This is a genomic window from Bacillus cereus group sp. BfR-BA-01331, assembly GCF_022663915.1.
Classification (GTDB): Bacteria; Bacillota; Bacilli; order Bacillales; family Bacillaceae_G; genus Bacillus_A; species Bacillus_A mycoides.
In genome coordinates this window covers 346,697-366,102 of record NZ_JAKUGJ010000002.1, presented here as the reverse complement: position 1 = coordinate 366,102, position 19,406 = coordinate 346,697, and the positions used below count along the sequence as shown (strand labels likewise).

Here is a 19,406-nt window from a genome sequence, read left to right as displayed (position 1 = left end):
AAAAAGTATGTTAAGCAGAAAGGATATGATTCCTTGATACCCAAAATTTTAATTGTAGATGATGATCCGCACATTAGAGAACTTGTCTCTGTATTTTTGGAACGAGAAGGTTTTCAAACATATGAGGCCGTTGATGGATTAGATGCTCTTCGAAAAATAGAAGAAGTGAAAGTCGATATGGCGATTCTTGATATTATGATGCCAAATATGGATGGGTTTGATTTATGTTATGAATTAAGAAAATACTATGATATCCCAATTCTTATGCTGACTGCTAAAGGTGAAACATCTCAAAAAGTAAAAGGATTTCACCTCGGAACAGATGATTATCTTGTAAAACCATTTGATCCTTTAGAATTAGTTGTGAGAGTGAAGGCATTATTGAAACGTTACCAAATTACAGTATCGCAATCTATTCAAGTTGGGAATGTACTGTTAAATCGTAAAACATTTGAAGTTAACGCCGGAGAACAAACGGTGACGCTGCCGCTAAAAGAATTTGAGTTGCTCTTTACATTAGGATCTAAAGCGGGAAGAACTTGTTCAAGAGAGCAATTAATAGAAGACGTATGGGGATATGATTTTGAAGGGAATGAACGCACGCTAGACGTTCATATTAATCGGTTGCGTGAAAAGTTTCAAGAAGAGCTATCGAAGTTTAGTATAAGGACGATAAGGGGCTTAGGGTATCGCTTAGAGGTAAGTAAATGAGAAAAAGAGAAAGAATGAGTAAGATGAAGATGTTAAAAGTAATAGGGGCGATAGTAGCGCTCTTTGCTTTTCTTACTATAATTTGGTCGATAGCCTTTTTTGTATCGTCTAGTCTAATGAAAGCTTTTGAAATAAACGTATCGCCTTTTATTAGTTTTCTAATTAGTGATATGGTCGGCTTTGTTTTTATCGTTCTTATTTGGACATTAATCGGGATTTTAATGAGACCGAAGCGAGAGGCGATGATTTGGACGATCATTGAACCGATACAAAAAATTGCAAAAGGGGACTTCTCTGTAAAAATACGGAATGAAGAAAAGTATGATGGCGAAATTGGTGTGCTTGTAAAAAGTATTAACGATATGACGGATGAACTTAATGCAATGGAGAAAATGAGACAAGAATTTGTATCGAATGTTTCTCATGAAATACAGTCGCCATTAACATCTATTAAGGGATTTGCTCGAGCGCTACAAGATGATAATCTACCAGTTGAAAAAAGAAAACATTATCTTACTATTATTGAAACTGAAACAACGCGATTATCTAAATTGAGTCAAAATTTATTGAAGCTAACACTTTTAGAGTCAGAGGAGTATTCACCAGAAAGAGCCACTTATCGATTAGATCAACAGTTGAAACAAATTGTGTTAAATAGTGAGCCTCTTTGGGATGAAAAAGGACTTGAGTTAGATCTCGATATGGATAAAGTGTGTGTTACTGCAGACAAAGAAAGTATGAGCCAAGTATGGATTAATTTAATTCATAACAGTATTAAATTCACACCAAATGGTGGCACGATTACAATTCATTTAAAAGAACATAAGGAATTCTTGGAAGTAAGTATTCATGATACGGGAATTGGTATATCCGAAGAACAGAAACAACATATTTTTGAACGTTTTTATAAAGCGGATTCTTCACGAAACCGTGCTTATGGAGGAAGTGGATTAGGTCTAGCAATTGTAAAAAAAGTACTCGACCTTCATCAAGGAAAAATAAAAGTTGAGAGTGTAGAAGGAAATGGTACAGAATTTATTGTGCGTATTCCAAATCATGAAGAAAAATAGTGTTAGAAGGAGGCCTTCTAACACTATTTTTCTTTAAAAATGCATTTACCATTACTATAGTTACCTATAAGTAACCTACGCACATAAAAGTGCATCATTGCCTTTTTACATAAACATAGATACACTTTTAATATAATAAACAACTGAGAAGATTAAGGAGTGTTACACTTGGCAGAATTATTACAAGGAAAAAATGCTTTAATTACAGGAGCAGGTAGAGGGATTGGTCGCGCTGTAGCGATCGCATTAGCGAAAGAAGGCGTAAATGTTGGTCTTTTAGCTCGTTCAGAAGAAAACTTAAAAGCAGTTGCGAAAGAAGTAGAAGCAGAAGGCGTAAAAGCTGTTATTGCGACTGCTGACGTATCTTCATATGAAGAGGTAACTACTGCAATTGAAACATTAAAAAACGGTTTAGGATCTATCGATATTTTAATTAATAACGCTGGTATTTCTAAATTCGGTAAGTTTTTAGAATTAGACGTTGCTGATTGGGAAAAAATCATTCAAGTAAACTTAATGGGTGTATACTATGCAACTCGTGCAGCTTTACCAAGTATGATTGAACAACAATCTGGTGATATTATTAATATTTCATCTACAGCAGGACAAAAAGGTGCACCTGTAACAAGTGCATATAGTGCTTCTAAATTTGGTGTTCTTGGCTTAACAGAATCATTAGCAATGGAAGTTCGTAAACATAATATCCGTGTAACAGCTTTAACTCCAAGTACAGTAGCAACTGACATGGCTGTAGACTTAGGATTAACTGATGGAAACCCTGATAAAGTAATGCAAGCGGAAGATATTGCAGAGTTTATCGTAGCGCAGCTGAAATTAAATAAACGTACATTTATTAAATCAGCAGGACTTTGGTCTACTAATCCGTAAGGGCTGAATTTATAAACAAAAGAAGGGATATCTATTCTGTAATGGAGTGGGTGTCCCTTCTTTCTTTTTGTTTATAGGACAGAATTTTTGGTATAATCAAATATAAATGGTAGAAAAGCATTGGAAAATTGAAGGAGATGGTATTTACATGAGTACGATTGAGAAATGGACGGCTGTTGATCAATATATGAGTGATGTATTAATACCAAAAGATTCTACATTAGAAGAAGTTCTTCAAGCAAATGCTTCAGCTAATTTGCCGGCACATGATGTATCGCCAACTCAAGGGAAGTTTTTACAACTATTAGTACAAATCCAAGGAGCTCGTAACATTTTAGAAATTGGCACTCTAGGCGGATATAGTACAATATGGCTTGCAAGAGCATTGCCATCTGGAGGGCGAATTGTTACATTAGAAGCAAGTGAAAAGCATGCTGAAATTGCACGGAGCAATATTGAGCGTGCCAATTTGAATGATAGAATTGAAATACGATTAGGATTAGCGTTAGATTCTTTAAAACAAATAGAAAATGAGAAGTATGAACCATTTGATTTTATTTTCATAGATGCGGATAAACAAAATAACCCTGCTTATTTTGAATGGGCACTGAAACTATCACGCCCTGGTACTGTAATTATTGGGGATAACGTAGTACGTGAAGGAGAAGTTATTGACAATACTAGCAGCGATCCTCGTGTACAAGGGATACGTCGTTTCTATGAGATAATAGCTGCTGAGCCACGTGTAAGTGCTACAGCGCTTCAAACTGTCGGAAGTAAAGGATACGATGGATTTGTAATGGCAGTCGTTAAAGAATGATGTAAGGAGATAAGTGGAATGAAAAAGATGTTTGAACAATTATAACGTGTATCGTGTACAACGCAGTTAGCTCGTGGCCCTCCGATATACATAACGCTATATGTTATATTAAAAAATTGGAGGTTGTGAGTAGATGAGAACGGAAAAAGAAATGCTAGACTTAATTATAAATACAGCAAAAGAGGATGAAAGAATTCGAGCTGTCATCATGAATGGGTCACGTGTGAATCCAAATGTGAAAAAAGATTGTTTTCAAGACTATGATATTATTTATGTTGTAAAAGATATACAATCTTTTACGTGTAATCATAGTTGGATTAATAGATTTGGAGAAATAATGATTGTGCAAATGCCGGAAGAAATGTCGTTAGTTCCAGCGGATGAAGACGGGAAATTTCCGTATTTAATGCAGTTTATGGATGGAAACCGGATTGATTTAATGCTAGTTCCAGTGGATTTAATAAATAAATTTATTGGACAGGATAGTTTAAGTAAATTGCTACTTGATAAAGATAATTGTATTGGCGAGTTTGCACCAGCAAACGATAATGATTACACGATAAAAAAGCCTACAGAAAAAGAGTTTTTGGATTGCTGTAATGAATTTTGGTGGTGCAGTACAAATGTAGGAAAAGGATTGTGGCGCGAGGAACTTTCTTATGCGAAAGGGATGCTTGAAGGCCCTGTACGAGATATGTTGGTTGTAATGCTAGAGTGGCATATCGGTATGAAAACAGAGTTTACAGTTAATGCTGGGAAGTTTGGAAAGTATTTCGAACAATATGTTGAAAAAGATGTCTGGGAGCAGTTTAAAAGGACATTTTCAAATGCAGAATATGAAAACATTTGGGATTCATTTTTCGTAATGGGTGATTTATTTAGGAAAGTTGCGAACGAAATTGCTAACACTTATGAATATCAATATCCGCAAGATGCCGATGACAAAGTGTCGAGTTATTTAAAGCATGTAAGAAAATTACCGAAAGATAGTAAAGTAATTTATTAAGTATATAAATCAATAAGACTGTCCTAATTACGGACAGTCTTATTTTTGTTCATGAATAAGAATTTCTCTAACAAAGTGCAGCTGAATCACATATGAAATTTTAGGGAGGTTTTTATCATGTATTATTTTTATTCACCAGAAATGTTCGTTCCATTTCCTTTGGGGCTAGAACGCAATATTTCGTATGCTTATATGCCATATCATTCATTTTATTATGGAGACTATGTAAATGCGATGCCATACGCATTACATGTTCCTCAAAATTATGAAGCCGAAATGAAAGAAGAGGATCGAGGGTCATGGACACCATTTTCGTGGGCCGAAAAATATGCGTATGCATTTTCAGGACCATACAATAAAGCAGAAGTGGCTCTTACATTTGATGATGGACCAGATTTAGTATTTACGCCAAAAATTTTAGATAAGTTAAAACAACATAATGTAAAAGCTACTTTTTTCCTGCTTGGTGAAAATGCAGAAAGGTATCCAAATGTAGTAAAGCGTATCGCTAATGAAGGGCATGTAATTGGTAATCATACGTATAGTCATCCGAATTTAGCGAAAGTAAATGAGGCTGAGTACCATAATCAAATTATAAAAACGGAAGAAATATTAAATCGTTTAGCTGGTTATGCACCGAAGTTTATACGTCCGCCGTACGGTGAAATACTTGAAAATCAATTGAAGTGGGCGACAGAACAAAATTTTATGATTGTACAGTGGAGTGTTGATACGGTTGATTGGAAAGGTGTAAGTGCTGATACAATTACAAATAATGTGTTAGGGAATTCATTTCCAGGTAGTGTTATACTTCAACATTCAACTCCAGGTGGACATTTACAAGGATCAGTAGAGGCGCTAGACAAAATCATTCCACAGTTAAAAACGAAAGGAGCACGTTTTGTAACACTTCCAAGTATGTTCCAGACATCGAAAGAAAGGAAATAAATGCGTTATCAATTGGGAAATACAGGGTTTTATCGTATAATGAAAGTGTAAGTTAGGAGGTGGATATGATTGATGTATGCACTAGTAAACATAGGAATAAGCATATTGATTGGTATTATATTTATACTTGCCGCACTTATTCTTCAAAAAAATCCACCAACGGATATTAACGCAGCATACGGTTACCGTACGAAACGATCAATGAAAAATAAGGAATTATGGGATGCGGGTAACAAGTATAGTGCAGAAGTGATGAATCAAAATGGATTTATTATGATGTTAATTGGAAGTGTTATTAGTATATTGTTTAGATATCCCCATACAACAGCAGTGATTATGGCTGTCATGCTATTGTTAATTATACGTTTAATCATACGAGTGGAGAAAAGCTTAAAGAAACTTGAGAAATAATGGAAAAAATATGACTCCCGAGTATTATTAGCTGGGAGTCATATTTTATTTACAAACTATTATTTTTTAGCAATTCTTTGCCTTGTTCTACAACAAATTCATAGTATTCAAGATCATACGGATAAATATCTTCAAATGCTATTGTTATCGGTTTACTGTTTAGAGCAGAAATAGTCGTTATAGATGAAATATCCCTTTTTAATAGTTGTAGAAAAGAAGTTGCATGTACTTTCATCACATCGTCTACTTCTTCACCTGGTGCAAATGGAAGTGGCTTTATTACATTGTGAAAATACATATGACAAAACTCACGATCAGTAAGGTTTGAAATTTCATAATTTATTTTATAGATTCCTTTGTATGTTAAATCAGCCGTTTGGAAGGAAAGACCCAATTCTTCCTCAATTTCACGTAGACCGCCAATTTGTACATCTTCATCATGCATAATATGTCCGGCGGATGTAATATCCCATATACCTGGAGCTTCTTTTTTATTTTTAGAGCGTAATTGGAAATATAAGAACATATCCTCAGCATCTTTTTCTACAAACCAGCAATGAAATGTTTCGTGCCAATCACCGTCACGATGCACGTCATCACGTAATTTCTTTCCAAGTGTATTTCTTTCAGGATCAAATATTGTTAACCACTCTGTCATTTTAATTCCCCTTTCTGCAAATTTTATTATACAATATTTGTATTGAATTTTGGGAAAATAAAGAAAAAGGAGTGATTATTAGTGAAGATAGAGAGTAAGAAAATAAAATCAATAATTTCAACTGAGGAAGAATTACGACAAATATTAGGGCAACCAAGTGAGCGAGCTTTGAAAAAAGTTATTTCATCACTAGATCACCATTGCGTAGATTTTCTGTCTAAATCTCCTTTTCTAGTATTATCTACTGCAAATAAATTAGGAGAGTGTGATGCTTCGCCGAGAGGAGACGCACCTGGATTTGTATATGTATTAAATAATAATAAAATTATCATTCCAGAAAGGCCGGGCAATCGTCGTATAGATTCAATTTTAAATATTATTTCAAATCCAAATGTAGGGTTAATCTTTTTTATTCCTGGTCTTGGGGAAACACTCCGAATAAACGGTACAGCATATATTACAAACGATGAAGAAATTTTGAAAGAAATGCAGGCGAATGGACGTAATCCGTTACTTGGAATTGTTGTTGAGATAGAGGAGTGCTATATCCATTGTGCAAAAGCTTTTATACGTTCAAAAATGTGGGATCCAGAATCGTGGTTAAATAAAAAAGAGCTACCTTCAGCAGCGAAGATGTTATTAGAGCATGCGAAAGTGAATGCTTCAGAAGAGGATGTTGCGCGTTCTTTAGAAGAAAGTTATACGAAAAGATTGTATTAAAAATATTTTATAAATATAGTTTTAGGAAGTAGGAGGCTTCTCGTTTTAGAATGAATTATTTATATATGAACTGCTGATTTACAAGTTAGAAATTTAAAATATAGGTAATAAGAGAAGTCTTTGTAAAATGTTATTGTGAAATATAATAAAAAAGTATCTTTAAAATAGTGAGTGAAAATAGGCTTGCTTTTTAAAATTTTCATAACTATAATAAATTAACAAATAGACATGAACGAAAAAGTAACGATAAGGACATGAGATGATTTTTACGGTTTACAGAGAGGGAAGCCAAGGCTGTGAGTTTCCTAACACGAAAAATGATCTTACCACCTTTGAACTTCAATAGTGAACGAGTAATCTAGTAATTATTGACGGTATCAGCCGTTATCTGAGCTTGAGCAATCTAGAAGAAAGTAAGTCTAGGTTGGAACAAGGGTGGAACCACGAAAACACATTCGTCCCTTTCCTAGGGATGAGTGTGTTTTTTTATAGTTTTTAAGATTGAAAATTTAAAATAATTTAAAAATAGTATTGATTTTGTTTTTTATGCGAGTATAATGAGTTAACAAATAAACATGAGCGAAAATGTAACGATAAGGACATGAGAACATTTTTACGGTTTACAGAGAGGGAAGCCAAAGGCTGTGAGCTTCCTAACACGAGAAATGATCTTACCACCTTTGAACTTCAATAGTGAACGAGTAATCTAGTAATTATTGACGGTATCAGCCGTTATCTGAACTTGAGCAATCTAGAAGAAAGTAAGTCTAGGTTGGAACAAGGGTGGAACCACGAAAACACATTCGTCCCTTTCCTAGGGATGAGTGTGTTTTTTTTATCCCGCATTAACGGTCAGTAAGACTCCCATCTCAAAATTTGGCGGATGCGAGGGAGTAAGACGGGAGATCAACTGTCCGTAAAAGCCCGATTGGTTCAGCTAATAATCAGTGAGGAATGGACAAAATCCCCACTGATTAAAGTTTCACTTTATTACTTTGAAAGGAGGTGCGGTAACATGAAACGATTAGTACGTACGGAAATAACCATCACCTGCATGAAAAAATGGCAGAGCAAGGTGATTGATAGAGATAAAAAATAAAATTTTAGGAGGAGATTAGAAGATGAATAACGTTATTAATGTTGGGGTATTAGGGTTAGGTACTGTCGGAAGTGGTGTTGTCCATATTTTGAAAGAACATTATAAAAAAATTGCACTTGATACAGGGTATGAAGTGAAGGTAAAGACAGTCGTTGTACGTGATTTGGAAAAGGAACGTGATGTTTGCATTGATGGAATCGTAGTAACAAGTAATGTCGATGAAGTTCTAAATGATTCAAATATTGATATTGTAGTAGAGGTAATGGGCGGAATTGAAGAAGCGAAAGAGCATATTGTTAAGGCTTTACAAAGTAAGAAACATGTCGTAACAGCAAATAAAGATTTAATGGCTGTATATGGTGCGGAGCTTCTGCAACTGGCAAATAAAAATGAATGTGACCTATGTTACGAAGCGAGTGTAGCCGGTGGGATTCCAATATTAAGAGGATTATCAGACGGGCTAGCTTCAGATCAAATTGAAAAAATAATGGGAATCGTAAATGGAACAACAAATTATATGTTAACAAAGATGAGTCAAAATGGATGGTCGTATGAAGAGGCTTTACAGGAAGCGCAAAAATTAGGGTTTGCAGAATCAGATCCGACAGCGGATGTAGATGGACTAGACGCTGCGAGAAAGGTAGCAATTCTTGCAAACTTAGGTTTTTCGATGAATGTTTCTTTAGATGATGTTCAAGTTAGAGGTATTCGAAAGGTTGAAAAAGAAGATTTAGAGATGGCCGAAAAATTAGGATTTACAATGAAATTAATTGGTAAAGCTGAAAAACAAGGATCATCCATTCACTTAAGTGTAGAACCGACTTTATTACCACGTCATCATCCGCTATCGAATGTGAATAATGAATTTAATGCGGTGTATGTTCACGGTCAAGCAGTAGGAGAAGTGATGTTTTACGGACCTGGAGCTGGGAAGTTACCAACTGGTTCTGCTGTAGTAAGTGATATTATTTCAATCGTTAAAAATATGAATCAAGTTCCGAAAAATAAAAGTGTGTTAAAAGAACCAGAACCGTACGAATTACAAGGAGATGAAGAAGTAGTTTCGAAATATTTCTTACGTATTTCATTACGAGATGAGCCTGGGATGTTGCAAAAAATAACAGAATGTTTCGTTAGTTATTCTGTAAGTTTAAAAGAGGTTATCCAATTACCTTTGAATCGTGAACTTGCAGAAGTCGTTGTTGTGACACATCACACTTCAAAATATCAATTCGAACGAGTTTTAGGAGCGATAGAAGCTGTCGCAAGTGAAATAAACAGCTACTACATTATTGAGGAGGAAAAACAATATGTATAAAGGACTATTAAAACAGTACGCTTCTTATTTACCGGTGAATGAAAACACACCTGATGTTAGCTTAATGGAAGGGAACACACCTCTTATTCCATTATTAAATATATCAAAACAATTAGGGATTCAGTTATACGGAAAATATGAAGGAGCGAATCCAACAGGTTCTTTTAAAGACCGTGGTATGGTAATGGCAGTTGCAAAGGCGAAAGAAGAAGGTTCAGAGGCTATCATTTGTGCATCTACAGGTAATACATCAGCATCAGCTGCCGCATACGCGGCACGCCTCGGAATGAAATGTATTATCGTAATCCCAGAAGGAAAGATTGCGCATGGGAAATTAGCGCAAGCGGTCGCCTATGGAGCTGAAATCATTTCAATAGAAGGGAATTTTGATGATGCACTTAAAGCTGTAAGACATATTGCTGCAGAAGAGCCGATTACATTAGTAAACTCAGTGAATCCGTACCGAATTGAAGGGCAAAAAACAGCAGCATTTGAAATTTGTGACCAGTTGCAAAGTGCACCAGATGTTCTAGCTATCCCTGTTGGGAATGCAGGGAATATTACAGCATATTGGAAGGGATTCTGTGAATACGAGAAAGAAAAAGGTTATAAGAAACCAAGAATTCACGGCTTTGAAGCGGAAGGAGCGGCGGCAATTGTAAAAGGACATGTAATTGAAGAACCTGAAACAATTGCAACAGCGATTCGCATCGGTAATCCAGCAAGTTGGTCGTATGCAGTAGAGGCAGCCGAACAGTCTCATGGTGAAATAGATATGGTGTCAGATGAGGAAATATTACATGCGTATAGATTATTAGCAAAAACGGAAGGGGTTTTCGCTGAGCCAGGATCAAATGCTTCATTAGCGGGCGTAATTAAACATGTTCAATCTGGAAAAATCAAAAAGGGAGAAACAGTTGTTGCAGTATTAACTGGAAACGGTTTGAAAGATCCTGATATTGCTATTTCTTCTAATAAATTAGACATTACAAGTGTTTCAAATGATATAGAGCAAATTAAAGATCATATTAAAGGGGTGATTATGTCGTGATACCATTGAGAGTACGTGTCCCTGCTAGTACAGCGAATGTCGGGCCTGGATTTGATTCTGTTGGAATAGCTTTGTCATTATATTTAGAAGTGAGTGTAAAGGGAGAAGCTGATAAGTGGCAAGTGATACATTCTTTTGACGATTCAATTCCAAAAGACGATAAAAATTTAATTGTTAGCACGGCATGTAAAGTATGTCCTTCTTTATCACCCCATATAATAGAAGTTACTAGTAATATTCCGCTGACAAGAGGGCTAGGAAGTAGCGCATCAGCGATTGTAGCAGGAATAGAGCTTGCGAATCAACTTGGAAATTTATATTTAACAACTGATCAAAAGGTTCAAATTGCTACAAATTTTGAGGGACATCCAGATAATGTTGCTGCTTCTATTTTAGGTGGAACTGTAATCGGAGCGCTGGATGGAAAGAATGTTTCGGTTGTAAGGATTGAAAGTAAGGAATTAGGCGTAATTTCTCTTATTCCAAATGAAGAGCTAAATACGGAGGAAAGTCGATCTGTATTACCAGAGATGTTTCCGTTTCATGAAGCGGTTAAGGCTAGTGCGATAAGTAACGTATTAGTAGCTGCATTATGTCAAAAGAAGTGGGAAGTTGTAGGTGAAATGATGGAACGAGATCATTTCCACGAGCCATATCGTTTAGAACTTGTACCGTTATTACCATCAATTCGTAAATGTGCAAAAGAATTCGGAGCATATGGCACAGCGCTTAGTGGTGCGGGACCATCCATTTTTATTTTAACTCCGTACGAGAAGCGTAAAGAAATAGCTGACCAATTAGCGAGAGTATTTGCAGCTATGAAAGTATGTGAGCTTGAAATTGATCATAAAGGGATTACTGTAAATAAGGAAGAACATATTGGATTATAAAGAAAGCTAGCATCGCTAGCTTTCTTTACGTTATGGAGAATCTATTTTAAAGGGGATTTTTCGGAATGAACATTAATTTTAGAGGTGATTATATGAGTTCAAAAGAGTCACCAGAAGAAAAAAGAGAACGCATGAGACAAGGTGAATTGAAAAATAATCCTACCGGTTCTTTGAATGATGGACTCAACAGGGCGGAATTAGGTAGCCCCGCTGATATGACAGGTGGTATGAATTGGAAAGGTACAGGGATATTAATTTTAGTGCTAGTTTTAGGATATATTATATATAGTTACTTTTTCAGTTAAGGAAAGCTTGATGGAATTTAGATTTGCTTGATCTAATTATTAGTGAGAATAAAAAAACAAGGATTAAAGTCCCACTGTATTACATATTTTCTTTAAACAGATTATAGTTATACGTAAATTTTTTTTGCTCATAATAGAGCTAGCATAATGCTAGCTCTATTATTTTTTTGCCATATTCCTGTAACAAACCTCCTGTATATTCATTGGTGGAGGTGCAGAAGATGAAAAAAATGATAGCGATATGTCTTCTTACAACATTGTCATTTTCGACTTTAGTCGGGTGTGATGTAAAAGGTAATGATGCTTTACAAGAGTCTAAAATAAAGAAAGCGACGTATAAAGATTTTACTTACGATGTAAATCCTGAGACTTTTACGTTAACTGTAGAACATGATGGTGTAAAAGAACAGGCATCACAACCGTTACCAAAAATGAAGGTATCGAATTTGAAAAAAGACAAGGATCATACATCATGGGAATATCCGGATCAAAAAGTAAAAGTAAATTTAGAAAAGAAAAAAGACCACTTAAATATTGAAGTGGAATCGACTGGTGCAGAAAGTTTTACATGGCCAAAAGTGCAAGCTGAAAATTATACACTTCCGTTATGGGAAGGTAAGCAAATTCCGAGTAATGATGAGAATTGGAAGAAGTTTTTAAAGGATGATGAATATTCATTTGCTGAATCATTTTCTATGAAGTTTTTTGCATTAAATGGTTCTAAATATTCGATCGTATATATTGCGAACAATATGTTTAATAATGAATTGAAATTTCATTCAGATCCGAAAATAGGGTTTGATTTTACACATGAATTCCCGAGTATAAATAAAAATAAAACATATGGATTTCAATTATATGTGACAAATAATGATGCAGTAAGTATTGCTAAACTGTATAAGGATAATATTGCTCGAAAAGGTGAATTTAAAACATTACAAGAAAAGGCAAGAAAAAATAAAGAAATCGAAAAACTTTACGGGGCAGCTCATTTTTACTTTTGGAATCAAAATGGTTTATCAGAAAGTAACGTGAATTGGCCGAAGCTAAGAGAGCAAATAAATAGCCCGGTGTTTAGCCATATAAAAGAGCTTATTCAAAAGAATAGTTCAGAGCCTGGGGAATTGAATGTATTTGAGCAGGTGAGTAAACAAGACTTTATCGATAAGTACCAAAAAAATGTTATTTTACGCTATACAAACGAAGTATTATCTATGAAGGAATTGTATAAAGAGGATGTTTTCCCGAAAGTTAATCAGGAAGCTAGTGTGTTATTAAAGAAAGGTGTAGATCACTTATCGAAGACAGAGCTGTATAGCTTAAATAAACATTTATTAAAGTCAGTACTCGGTGATGCAGTTGAAGAAGTAAGTAAATGGGGTAAAGCAGATGGAACGGATATAATAAAGGAAATGAAAAAAGTAGGGATAGACAAAGCGTGGATTGGTCTACCGAACTGGGAACAAGGATTTATGCAGCCTAATTTCGTTACAGAAGCTAAGGAAATGGGATATTTAGTTGGTCCGTATGATTCTTACCATTCTATTCACGAAAAAGGTGATAAAAATTGGAACACAGCTTCCTTTAATGACCCATCGTTATATGAAGAAGCCACTGTAACGAAGAAAAATGATGAGAAAGTGCAAGGGTTTTTAGGGAGAGGCCGAAAATTAAATCCGACATTATCACTTCCTAGTGTAAAAGAACGAATGAACGATATATTACAAAATGGCCCGAAATATAATTCATGGTTTATTGATTGTGACGCGACGGGCGAAATTTATGATGACTATTCGGCAAAACATTTAACGACACAAGAACAAGATTTACAAGCACGATTAAAACGAATGGATTATATTGCACAAGAAAAAGGTATGGTAGTTGGCTCTGAGGGCGGAAATGATTTTGCAAGTAGTACGATTGCATTTGCTCATGGAATTGAAACACCAGTTATTAAGTGGGACGATGAAGATATGAGAAAAAATAAAACAAGCCCGTATTATGTCGGTGGATATTGGTCACCAAATCAAAATGTTCCAGAAAAATATGCAAAACAAGTACCGTTAAAAGAAGAATATAAGCAAGTATATTTAAATCCAGTATATTCGGTGCCATTATATAAACTAGTATACAATGATTCGGTTATTACAACGCACCACTGGGAATGGGGAAGTTTGAAGGTAAAGGACGAGGTTGGAAATCGTATGTTATATGAGTTATTGTATAATGTTCCTCCGTTGTACCATTTAGATGAAGTAGAGTGGAATAAGCATAAAAAAGAAATTACAGAGCATCTGAAAGTTTGGAATGATGTTCATGAAAAGGCAGTAAAAGAAGAAATGACGAACTTTGCGTATTTGTCAGAAGATAAGTTAGTACAATCTGCTTCTTATGGAAAAGAGATTAAAATTATTGTGAATTTCTCTAATGATGATGTGGAAATAGAAAAAACGAAAATAAAAGCAAAATCAGCTTTAATTTATAATAATGGAAAGCAAATGATATACACACCAAATGAAAAATAATAAAGTGGAATTTTAATCAGTGGGGGATTTATCCCTCACTGATTATTAGTCATCACCAATCAAAATTTCACGGCACAAACTTGACTCTTTTATTCCTGCTAAATTATGAGGTGAAAGTCTTACTACCTGCAAATAACAGAATGATAAATCTGTAAATTCGAACGTTTTGAAGTGTTAAATTTTTGAAGTTGATAAATAGTGACTTGCCAAAAATAAGCACGAGAGTATAATGTGAAATGGAATACATATTGGATTCATGATGTAACCTTACAAAAATGTAAGGTGATTGAAAGGAAATTCAATATGAAGATTACTAGACATACATTATACTAGGAAAAGAGAAAGAGAGGAGAATGAACATGAGCTCTGAATTAGAACAAGATACGAGAAGCAGTAAAAAACGTTCTAAAAGAAAATCAATAAAATGGTTCATTTTAATTCCATTTTTCCTACTTATTTTTGGAGGAGTAGGATATGGATCGTTTATATATAACAAAGCAAAAGCTGTTGTAAGTGATGCATATGCAAAAATTGATAAGTCATCAAAAAGGGACAAAGAAGTGGAACCTTTAAAGGATAACATCTCGATTTTAATCATGGGTGTCGATGGAAGCGAAATGAGAAAAAGCCAATATGGTGAAGCGGTTCGAACAGATGCACTTTTATTAGCGACAATTAATAAAGATGATAAGTCAGTTAAATTAGTAAGTATTCCGCGTGATTCACGCGTTTATATTCCATCTAGAAAAAAATTAGATAAAATTACACACGCACACGTATTTGGTGGTGTTGAAAGTACACGAGATACAGTGGAAAGATTTTTAAATGTACCAGTTGATTATTATGTGAAGTTTAACTTTGAGTCATTTGTACAAATTGTAGATTCAATTGGTGGTATTGATATTGATGTACCTGTTACTTTCACTGAACAAGATAGTAAAGACCAAGCAGGTATGATTCATTTAGAAAAAGGTTACCAACATTTAAATGGTGAACAAGCACTTGCACTTGCGAGAACGCGTAAAATTGACAGTGATACAATGCGTGGTCAAAGACAACAACTTGTAATTGAAGCAATTGCGAAAAAAGCAATGTCTGTTCAATCTATTAGTAAAATGGGCTCTTTACTTGATGCAGTTGATAAAAATATGAAAACAAACTTAACGTTTGATGATATGCTTGCTATTACGAAAAATATGGCAGGCTCTGATTTGCAAATGGAAAAGATGCAAATAGAAGGAACAGATAAACGTATTGGTGGTATTTATTATTACATTCCAAATGAAAAGAATGTAAAAGATATTTCGAATAAGTTAAATGCGCATTTAGGTGTTACACCAAAACCAAATCGAAATGAATAAGTATAAAAAAAGGTTGGCCTCAGCCAATCTTTTTTTATGGAAATGGACTGCTTCATTTATTTTTAGTAGAAGGGCTACTAGTTTTTTCACGTCTACAGTTAAATCATTTTAATTTATATAAACAAAAGGTGCAATTGTACGATATACTAGAGGAAAGAATTTGGTAATTAACTCCTAAAATAGAGGAAATAAATTCATCTCATTGCAAGTTGAAAGCGAATTGATGGAAGATCAAACAGGTTAAAACAAATCTTCTTGAAAGTTGTACATAGTGCAATCAAGAATTGGTATGAAAAGAATAAAGAGCTTGTTGAGGCAGGAACAACAATTTTGATAAAACTCCCATTATAATTCATATTTTAGATTGTTTATATAGTGTAATAAAATAAATAGATGTATAATTATATTGGGTGATTTATATATAAGATTAATAGGGAGAGGAATTCGATAGAATGGAAAAGGCTTTTAAAATTAAACGAGTTGCAGTTGTTTCAGTAGCGATTGCAATAGTAGCTATTGGGTATTTCATGTTTCAATCTATTACTTCACCAGCAAAAGCTGTTGCGAAGCAAGAAAATATAGTGCAGCTTGCAAGTGAACAACAGAAAGTTGAAATGAATAAAACGGCGCCAAGTCGTTTTAACGGAATGGAAAGAAAAGTTGCTTATCTTACATTTGATGATGGGCCAGGAAAATATACGGCTGAATTATTAAATATGTTAAAACAGCATGATGCGAAGGCGACATTCTTTTTAATTGGTGCGAATGTAAAACAGTTTCCTGATTTAGTAAAACGTGAAAATGCAGAAGGACATTATGTTGGAATGCATAGTATGACACACAATTTTGCGAAGTTATATAAAAATGGCGAATATGTTAATGAAATGAAAGAAGATCAAAGCTTAATCGCAAATATTATTGGAAAATCACCTCAATTAACACGTCCACCATACGGGTCGAAGCCTGGTTTAAATGAAGACCTTCGAAATAAAGTAGTAGAGGGTGGTCTTAAAGTCTGGGACTGGACAATTGACTCTTTAGACTGGAAATACAATAAAGTACCAGTGGATGCAGCGGCAGCGCAAATCGCTCAAAATGTATTAGCTGGTGCAACAAAACCGCAAGAAGTCATTTTAATGCATGACATTCACCCGCAATCAGTTGCTGCTGTGCCAGCAATTTTAAAGGGTCTAAAAGAAAAAGGTTATGAGTTTGAAGCATATCATGAAGAGAATCACTTCCCCGTGAACCTCTGGCATGATAACCGTATGTAATGGAGGAATTGAAGTTGAAATATGGAAAAGTAGCAGTAGTTGGAGCATTATCAGTAGGATTATTATCAGGTTGTTTCGGTGAAAAGCCAGAAGAAAATTTATTTACGGCTTTTGAAGCAGCATCTACACAAGAAAAATCTTTAGCAGATGACACAAAAAAATTAGAGAAGTTAGAAAAGCAAGGACAAGAACTTTATTCTCAAATTTTACAAGAAGGTAAAGAGCATAATGAAGCAGTTTCAAAGAAAATAGAGCAAGCTACTGCAAATGTAGACGAGCGTGAAAAAGTATTGAAAAACGAGAAGGAACAGTTAGAAAAAGCGCAGAAAGAAACGACACCCGTTCAAAAAAATATTGAAAAACTCGAAGATAAAAAATTACAAAAACAAGCAAAAACAGTAGAAGAATCGTATAAAAATCGTTATGATGCCTTCCAAAAGATGAATGAGAATTACACGAAGGCGTTAGCGACTGAAAAAGAACTGTATGAAAAATTAAAAGTAAAAGAAACGAAGTTAAAAGAAATTGGTGAAAAAGTTAAAACTGTTAATGAGTTAAATGTGGAAGCGCAAAAGGCGAAAGAACAATTTAATAAACATACAAAAGAGTATAATGATAATAAGTTAGCATTTTATAAAGATGCACAAATTAAAATTAAAGAACAAAAATAAAGAAGTATCTTAATCACGATAAAAAATCTATAGAAAAAGCCGAAAAAACATTATAATAAAAAATGTTTTTTCGGCTTTTGTCGTTAAATGAATAGAAAAGACTGGAATTGATATCATAAAAGAGTTATAGTGAAATATTCGAAGGGAAACATTGTAAAGTAAGGAGAAGAATTTATGTCATATGAATTTTTATTCAAATTAGGTTTAGCACTCTTTTTAGGATTATTCATCGGAATAGATAGGCAGCTAAAGAATAAACCGCTTGGTGTGAAAACAAGTATGGTTATTTCCGTAGCGAGTTGTTTAATTACAATGGTTTCAATTGAATCAGTGAATGTTTATTCTGTACCGGGTCATACAAACATGGACCCAATGCGTCTCGCTGCTCAAATTGTTAGTGGGATCGGTTTTCTTGGAGCAGGGGTAATTTTACGAAGAAATAATGACGTTATTTCAGGATTAACGACAGCTTCTATGGTATGGGCCGCTTCAGCACTAGGTATTGCGATTGGTGCAGGGTTTTATATACAAGCGACGGTTGCTATGATTTTAATTATATTAGCGATTAACGTACTTCCGCAAATTGTGAAAATTGCAGGCCCTTATTCATTAAGACAAAAGGACTTATCTATAAAAATTACCGTAAACAAACATCGAGAGTTAGACGGGATTTTTAAGCAAATTAAAAATTTAAATATGCAAGTGAAACGAGTGAAAATTAAAGATATTGATAATGGGGCATCTCAGCAATTGGAAATGGTCATTTTAGCTCCAGAAGATTTATATACAACTGAATTATATAGTTCTTTAAAAGAAATCGATCATGTTGTTTCAGTAGAAGTTGAAAGTAGATAAAAAGAGTGATGAAAATTCACTCTTTTTTTAATGCATACAAAACATTTTGCTATAATTATTTTCTAAGGGGGATGAGTATGGTGGAGATACATATTAGAAAGGCAATGAAATCTGATATTGCGGCAATAGCGAAAGTGCATGTGGATAGTTGGAAAACAACGTATACTGGGATATTCGCTAACGAAATTTTAGAAAATTTAACATTTGAACAAAGAAAAAAGCAATGGGAAAACATTTTTCAAAAAGAAGACAATCTACAATATAGATTTGTAGCAGAGACGTTAACTGGGGAAATTATCGGATTTATCGATGGGGGAGTTGAAAGAACAGGTACATATAATTGTGATGGGGAATTATATGCAATATACATTTTACAAAAATATCAAGGAATGAAGATAGGACAAAGATTATTTCAAGCATTGCTATCGGAATGTAAAAAAGATAATATGCAATCTCTGTTAGTTTGGGTTGTTGCTAATAATCCTTCTAAAAAGTTTTATGAAAAATATAATCCGGAAAAAATTGACACGAAACTTTTAGAAAGACTAAATGTAGAAGAAATAGCATATGCTTGGCGAGATATGGATTGTTTATACAAATCACTATCAAATTAGAATACGATAATATTATTATGTAAACTTAATCTGCGAGAATGAAAAAATACATCAATTATTATATTGGTGTATTTTTTTGTTGCCGGATTAAATGTTTTGAAAAGGTGAAAAGTTTAGCTAGATAAAAAAATTCTGAAATATTTCTTGAAATGATTATCATTATTAATTAGAATCATAGTTGATAATAAAATTCAACTGTCAGAAGTTTTAC

19 protein-coding genes, 1 pseudogene and 2 other annotated features are annotated in these 19,406 nt (G+C 34.2%); of the genes and pseudogenes, 19 read left to right on the top strand and 1 reads right to left on the bottom strand.

Annotated elements, in window-relative coordinates; translation table 11 throughout:
• Positions 1-33: 33 nt before the first annotated feature.
• The 7 genes from hitR (at position 34) to MR155_RS06080 (ending at position 5,854) form a co-directional block, all read left to right on the top strand.
• Positions 34-711, top strand: a complete 678-nt coding sequence (gene hitR / locus MR155_RS06110; protein WP_085310518.1) for an envelope stress response regulator transcription factor HitR — start codon at positions 34-36, stop codon at positions 709-711.
• Positions 708-1,781 (top strand): envelope stress sensor histidine kinase HitS, encoded by a 1,074-nt coding sequence (hitS, locus tag MR155_RS06105; protein ID WP_002135757.1) that lies wholly within the window; start codon positions 708-710, stop codon positions 1,779-1,781. Before hitR ends, hitS begins: the two co-directional genes overlap by 4 nt.
• Positions 1,782-1,949: 168 nt before the next feature.
• A complete protein-coding gene (locus MR155_RS06100) occupies positions 1,950-2,669 on the top strand; it encodes a 3-ketoacyl-ACP reductase (RefSeq protein WP_000818985.1) in 720 nt (239 codons plus the stop codon).
• 148 nt (positions 2,670-2,817) lie between these two features.
• Positions 2,818-3,489 carry an O-methyltransferase gene (locus tag MR155_RS06095; RefSeq protein WP_219302037.1) on the top strand — a complete coding sequence of 224 codons (672 nt, stop codon included), beginning with the start codon at positions 2,818-2,820 and terminating at the stop codon, positions 3,487-3,489.
• Positions 3,490-3,622: 133 nt separating this feature from the next.
• Complete coding sequence (locus MR155_RS06090) at positions 3,623-4,495, top strand: aminoglycoside 6-adenylyltransferase (RefSeq protein ID WP_219302038.1); 873 nt, start codon at positions 3,623-3,625, stop codon at positions 4,493-4,495.
• A gap of 117 nt (positions 4,496-4,612) precedes the next feature.
• The gene (locus tag MR155_RS06085) at positions 4,613-5,443 is read left to right on the top strand and encodes a peptidoglycan-N-acetylglucosamine deacetylase (RefSeq protein ID WP_016094238.1); all 831 of its coding nucleotides are present in this window, start codon (positions 4,613-4,615) and stop codon (positions 5,441-5,443) included.
• A gap of 72 nt (positions 5,444-5,515) precedes the next feature.
• Positions 5,516-5,854 carry an SdpI family protein gene (locus MR155_RS06080; protein WP_242308932.1) on the top strand — a complete coding sequence of 113 codons (339 nt, stop codon included), beginning with the start codon at positions 5,516-5,518 and terminating at the stop codon, positions 5,852-5,854.
• A gap of 49 nt (positions 5,855-5,903) precedes the next feature.
• On the opposite strand, the gene MR155_RS06075 is transcribed toward MR155_RS06080, so the two are convergent.
• Entirely contained in the window at positions 5,904-6,512 is a 609-nt protein-coding gene (locus tag MR155_RS06075) for an NUDIX hydrolase (RefSeq protein ID WP_242308686.1), read from the bottom strand.
• Positions 6,513-6,593: 81 nt separating this feature from the next.
• On the opposite strand from MR155_RS06075, the gene MR155_RS06070 reads away from it, so the two are divergent.
• The 12 genes and pseudogenes from MR155_RS06070 (at position 6,594) to MR155_RS06015 (ending at position 19,195) form a co-directional block, all read left to right on the top strand.
• Positions 6,594-7,232 carry a pyridoxamine 5'-phosphate oxidase family protein gene (locus MR155_RS06070; protein WP_219302041.1) on the top strand — a complete coding sequence of 213 codons (639 nt, stop codon included), beginning with the start codon at positions 6,594-6,596 and terminating at the stop codon, positions 7,230-7,232.
• 234 nt (positions 7,233-7,466) lie between these two features.
• Positions 7,467-7,698: a binding site (T-box leader), on the top strand.
• A gap of 115 nt (positions 7,699-7,813) precedes the next feature.
• Positions 7,814-8,046: a binding site (T-box leader), on the top strand.
• A 307-nt stretch (positions 8,047-8,353) separates the two neighbouring features.
• Entirely contained in the window at positions 8,354-9,649 is a 1,296-nt protein-coding gene (locus MR155_RS06065) for a homoserine dehydrogenase (protein ID WP_219302043.1), read from the top strand.
• Positions 9,642-10,700: a threonine synthase gene (gene thrC / locus MR155_RS06060; RefSeq protein ID WP_242308684.1), complete on the top strand. Its 1,059-nt coding sequence runs from the start codon at positions 9,642-9,644 to the stop codon at positions 10,698-10,700. Before MR155_RS06065 ends, thrC begins: the two co-directional genes overlap by 8 nt.
• Positions 10,697-11,590, top strand: coding sequence for a homoserine kinase (gene thrB, locus MR155_RS06055; RefSeq protein ID WP_242308681.1), 894 nt, complete (start codon positions 10,697-10,699; stop codon positions 11,588-11,590). Before thrC ends, thrB begins: the two co-directional genes overlap by 4 nt.
• A 92-nt stretch (positions 11,591-11,682) precedes the next feature.
• On the top strand, positions 11,683-11,895 hold the full coding sequence (locus tag MR155_RS06050; RefSeq protein ID WP_242308679.1) for a DUF6366 family protein: 213 nt from the start codon (positions 11,683-11,685) through the stop codon (positions 11,893-11,895).
• A gap of 221 nt (positions 11,896-12,116) precedes the next feature.
• Positions 12,117-14,420: a glycoside hydrolase gene (locus MR155_RS06045; protein WP_242308676.1), complete on the top strand. Its 2,304-nt coding sequence runs from the start codon at positions 12,117-12,119 to the stop codon at positions 14,418-14,420.
• A gap of 359 nt (positions 14,421-14,779) precedes the next feature.
• Positions 14,780-15,781, top strand: a complete 1,002-nt coding sequence (locus tag MR155_RS06040) for an LCP family protein (RefSeq protein ID WP_113938245.1) — start codon at positions 14,780-14,782, stop codon at positions 15,779-15,781.
• 62 nt (positions 15,782-15,843) lie between these two features.
• Positions 15,844-16,099, top strand: a pseudogene (locus tag MR155_RS06035) (sensor histidine kinase); the annotation flags it as partial.
• Between the two features lie 134 nt (positions 16,100-16,233).
• Positions 16,234-17,055 carry a peptidoglycan-N-acetylglucosamine deacetylase gene (locus MR155_RS06030; protein ID WP_088039235.1) on the top strand — a complete coding sequence of 274 codons (822 nt, stop codon included), beginning with the start codon at positions 16,234-16,236 and terminating at the stop codon, positions 17,053-17,055.
• 14 nt (positions 17,056-17,069) lie between these two features.
• A complete protein-coding gene (locus tag MR155_RS06025; RefSeq protein ID WP_002135778.1) occupies positions 17,070-17,726 on the top strand; it encodes a YkyA family protein in 657 nt (218 codons plus the stop codon).
• 174 nt (positions 17,727-17,900) lie between these two features.
• The gene (locus MR155_RS06020) at positions 17,901-18,581 is read left to right on the top strand and encodes an MgtC/SapB family protein (RefSeq protein ID WP_002012374.1); all 681 of its coding nucleotides are present in this window, start codon (positions 17,901-17,903) and stop codon (positions 18,579-18,581) included.
• 77 nt (positions 18,582-18,658) lie between these two features.
• Positions 18,659-19,195: a GNAT family N-acetyltransferase gene (locus MR155_RS06015; protein ID WP_113938248.1), complete on the top strand. Its 537-nt coding sequence runs from the start codon at positions 18,659-18,661 to the stop codon at positions 19,193-19,195.
• Positions 19,196-19,406 lie beyond the last annotated feature (211 nt).

Bases quoted from the DNA above. Each gene is read 5' to 3' on its own strand.
- MR155_RS06075 (WP_242308686.1), bottom strand. From the start codon at position 6,512: ATGACAGAGTGGTTAACAATATTTGATCCTGAAAGAAATACACTTGGA.
- hitS (WP_002135757.1), top strand. From the start codon at position 708: ATGAGAAAAAGAGAAAGAATGAGTAAGATGAAGATGTTAAAAGTAATA.
- MR155_RS06085 (WP_016094238.1), top strand. From the start codon at position 4,613: ATGTATTATTTTTATTCACCAGAAATGTTCGTTCCATTTCCTTTGGGG.
- MR155_RS06045 (WP_242308676.1), top strand. From the start codon at position 12,117: ATGAAAAAAATGATAGCGATATGTCTTCTTACAACATTGTCATTTTCG.
- MR155_RS06050 (WP_242308679.1), top strand. From the start codon at position 11,683: ATGAGTTCAAAAGAGTCACCAGAAGAAAAAAGAGAACGCATGAGACAA.
- MR155_RS06080 (WP_242308932.1), top strand. From the start codon at position 5,516: ATGTATGCACTAGTAAACATAGGAATAAGCATATTGATTGGTATTATA.
- MR155_RS06030 (WP_088039235.1), top strand. From the start codon at position 16,234: ATGGAAAAGGCTTTTAAAATTAAACGAGTTGCAGTTGTTTCAGTAGCG.
- MR155_RS06020 (WP_002012374.1), top strand. From the start codon at position 17,901: ATGTCATATGAATTTTTATTCAAATTAGGTTTAGCACTCTTTTTAGGA.
- MR155_RS06015 (WP_113938248.1), top strand. From the start codon at position 18,659: ATGGTGGAGATACATATTAGAAAGGCAATGAAATCTGATATTGCGGCA.
- MR155_RS06095 (WP_219302037.1), top strand. From the start codon at position 2,818: ATGAGTACGATTGAGAAATGGACGGCTGTTGATCAATATATGAGTGAT.
- thrC (WP_242308684.1), top strand. From the start codon at position 9,642: ATGTATAAAGGACTATTAAAACAGTACGCTTCTTATTTACCGGTGAAT.
- MR155_RS06040 (WP_113938245.1), top strand. From the start codon at position 14,780: ATGAGCTCTGAATTAGAACAAGATACGAGAAGCAGTAAAAAACGTTCT.
- MR155_RS06065 (WP_219302043.1), top strand. From the start codon at position 8,354: ATGAATAACGTTATTAATGTTGGGGTATTAGGGTTAGGTACTGTCGGA.
- MR155_RS06090 (WP_219302038.1), top strand. From the start codon at position 3,623: ATGAGAACGGAAAAAGAAATGCTAGACTTAATTATAAATACAGCAAAA.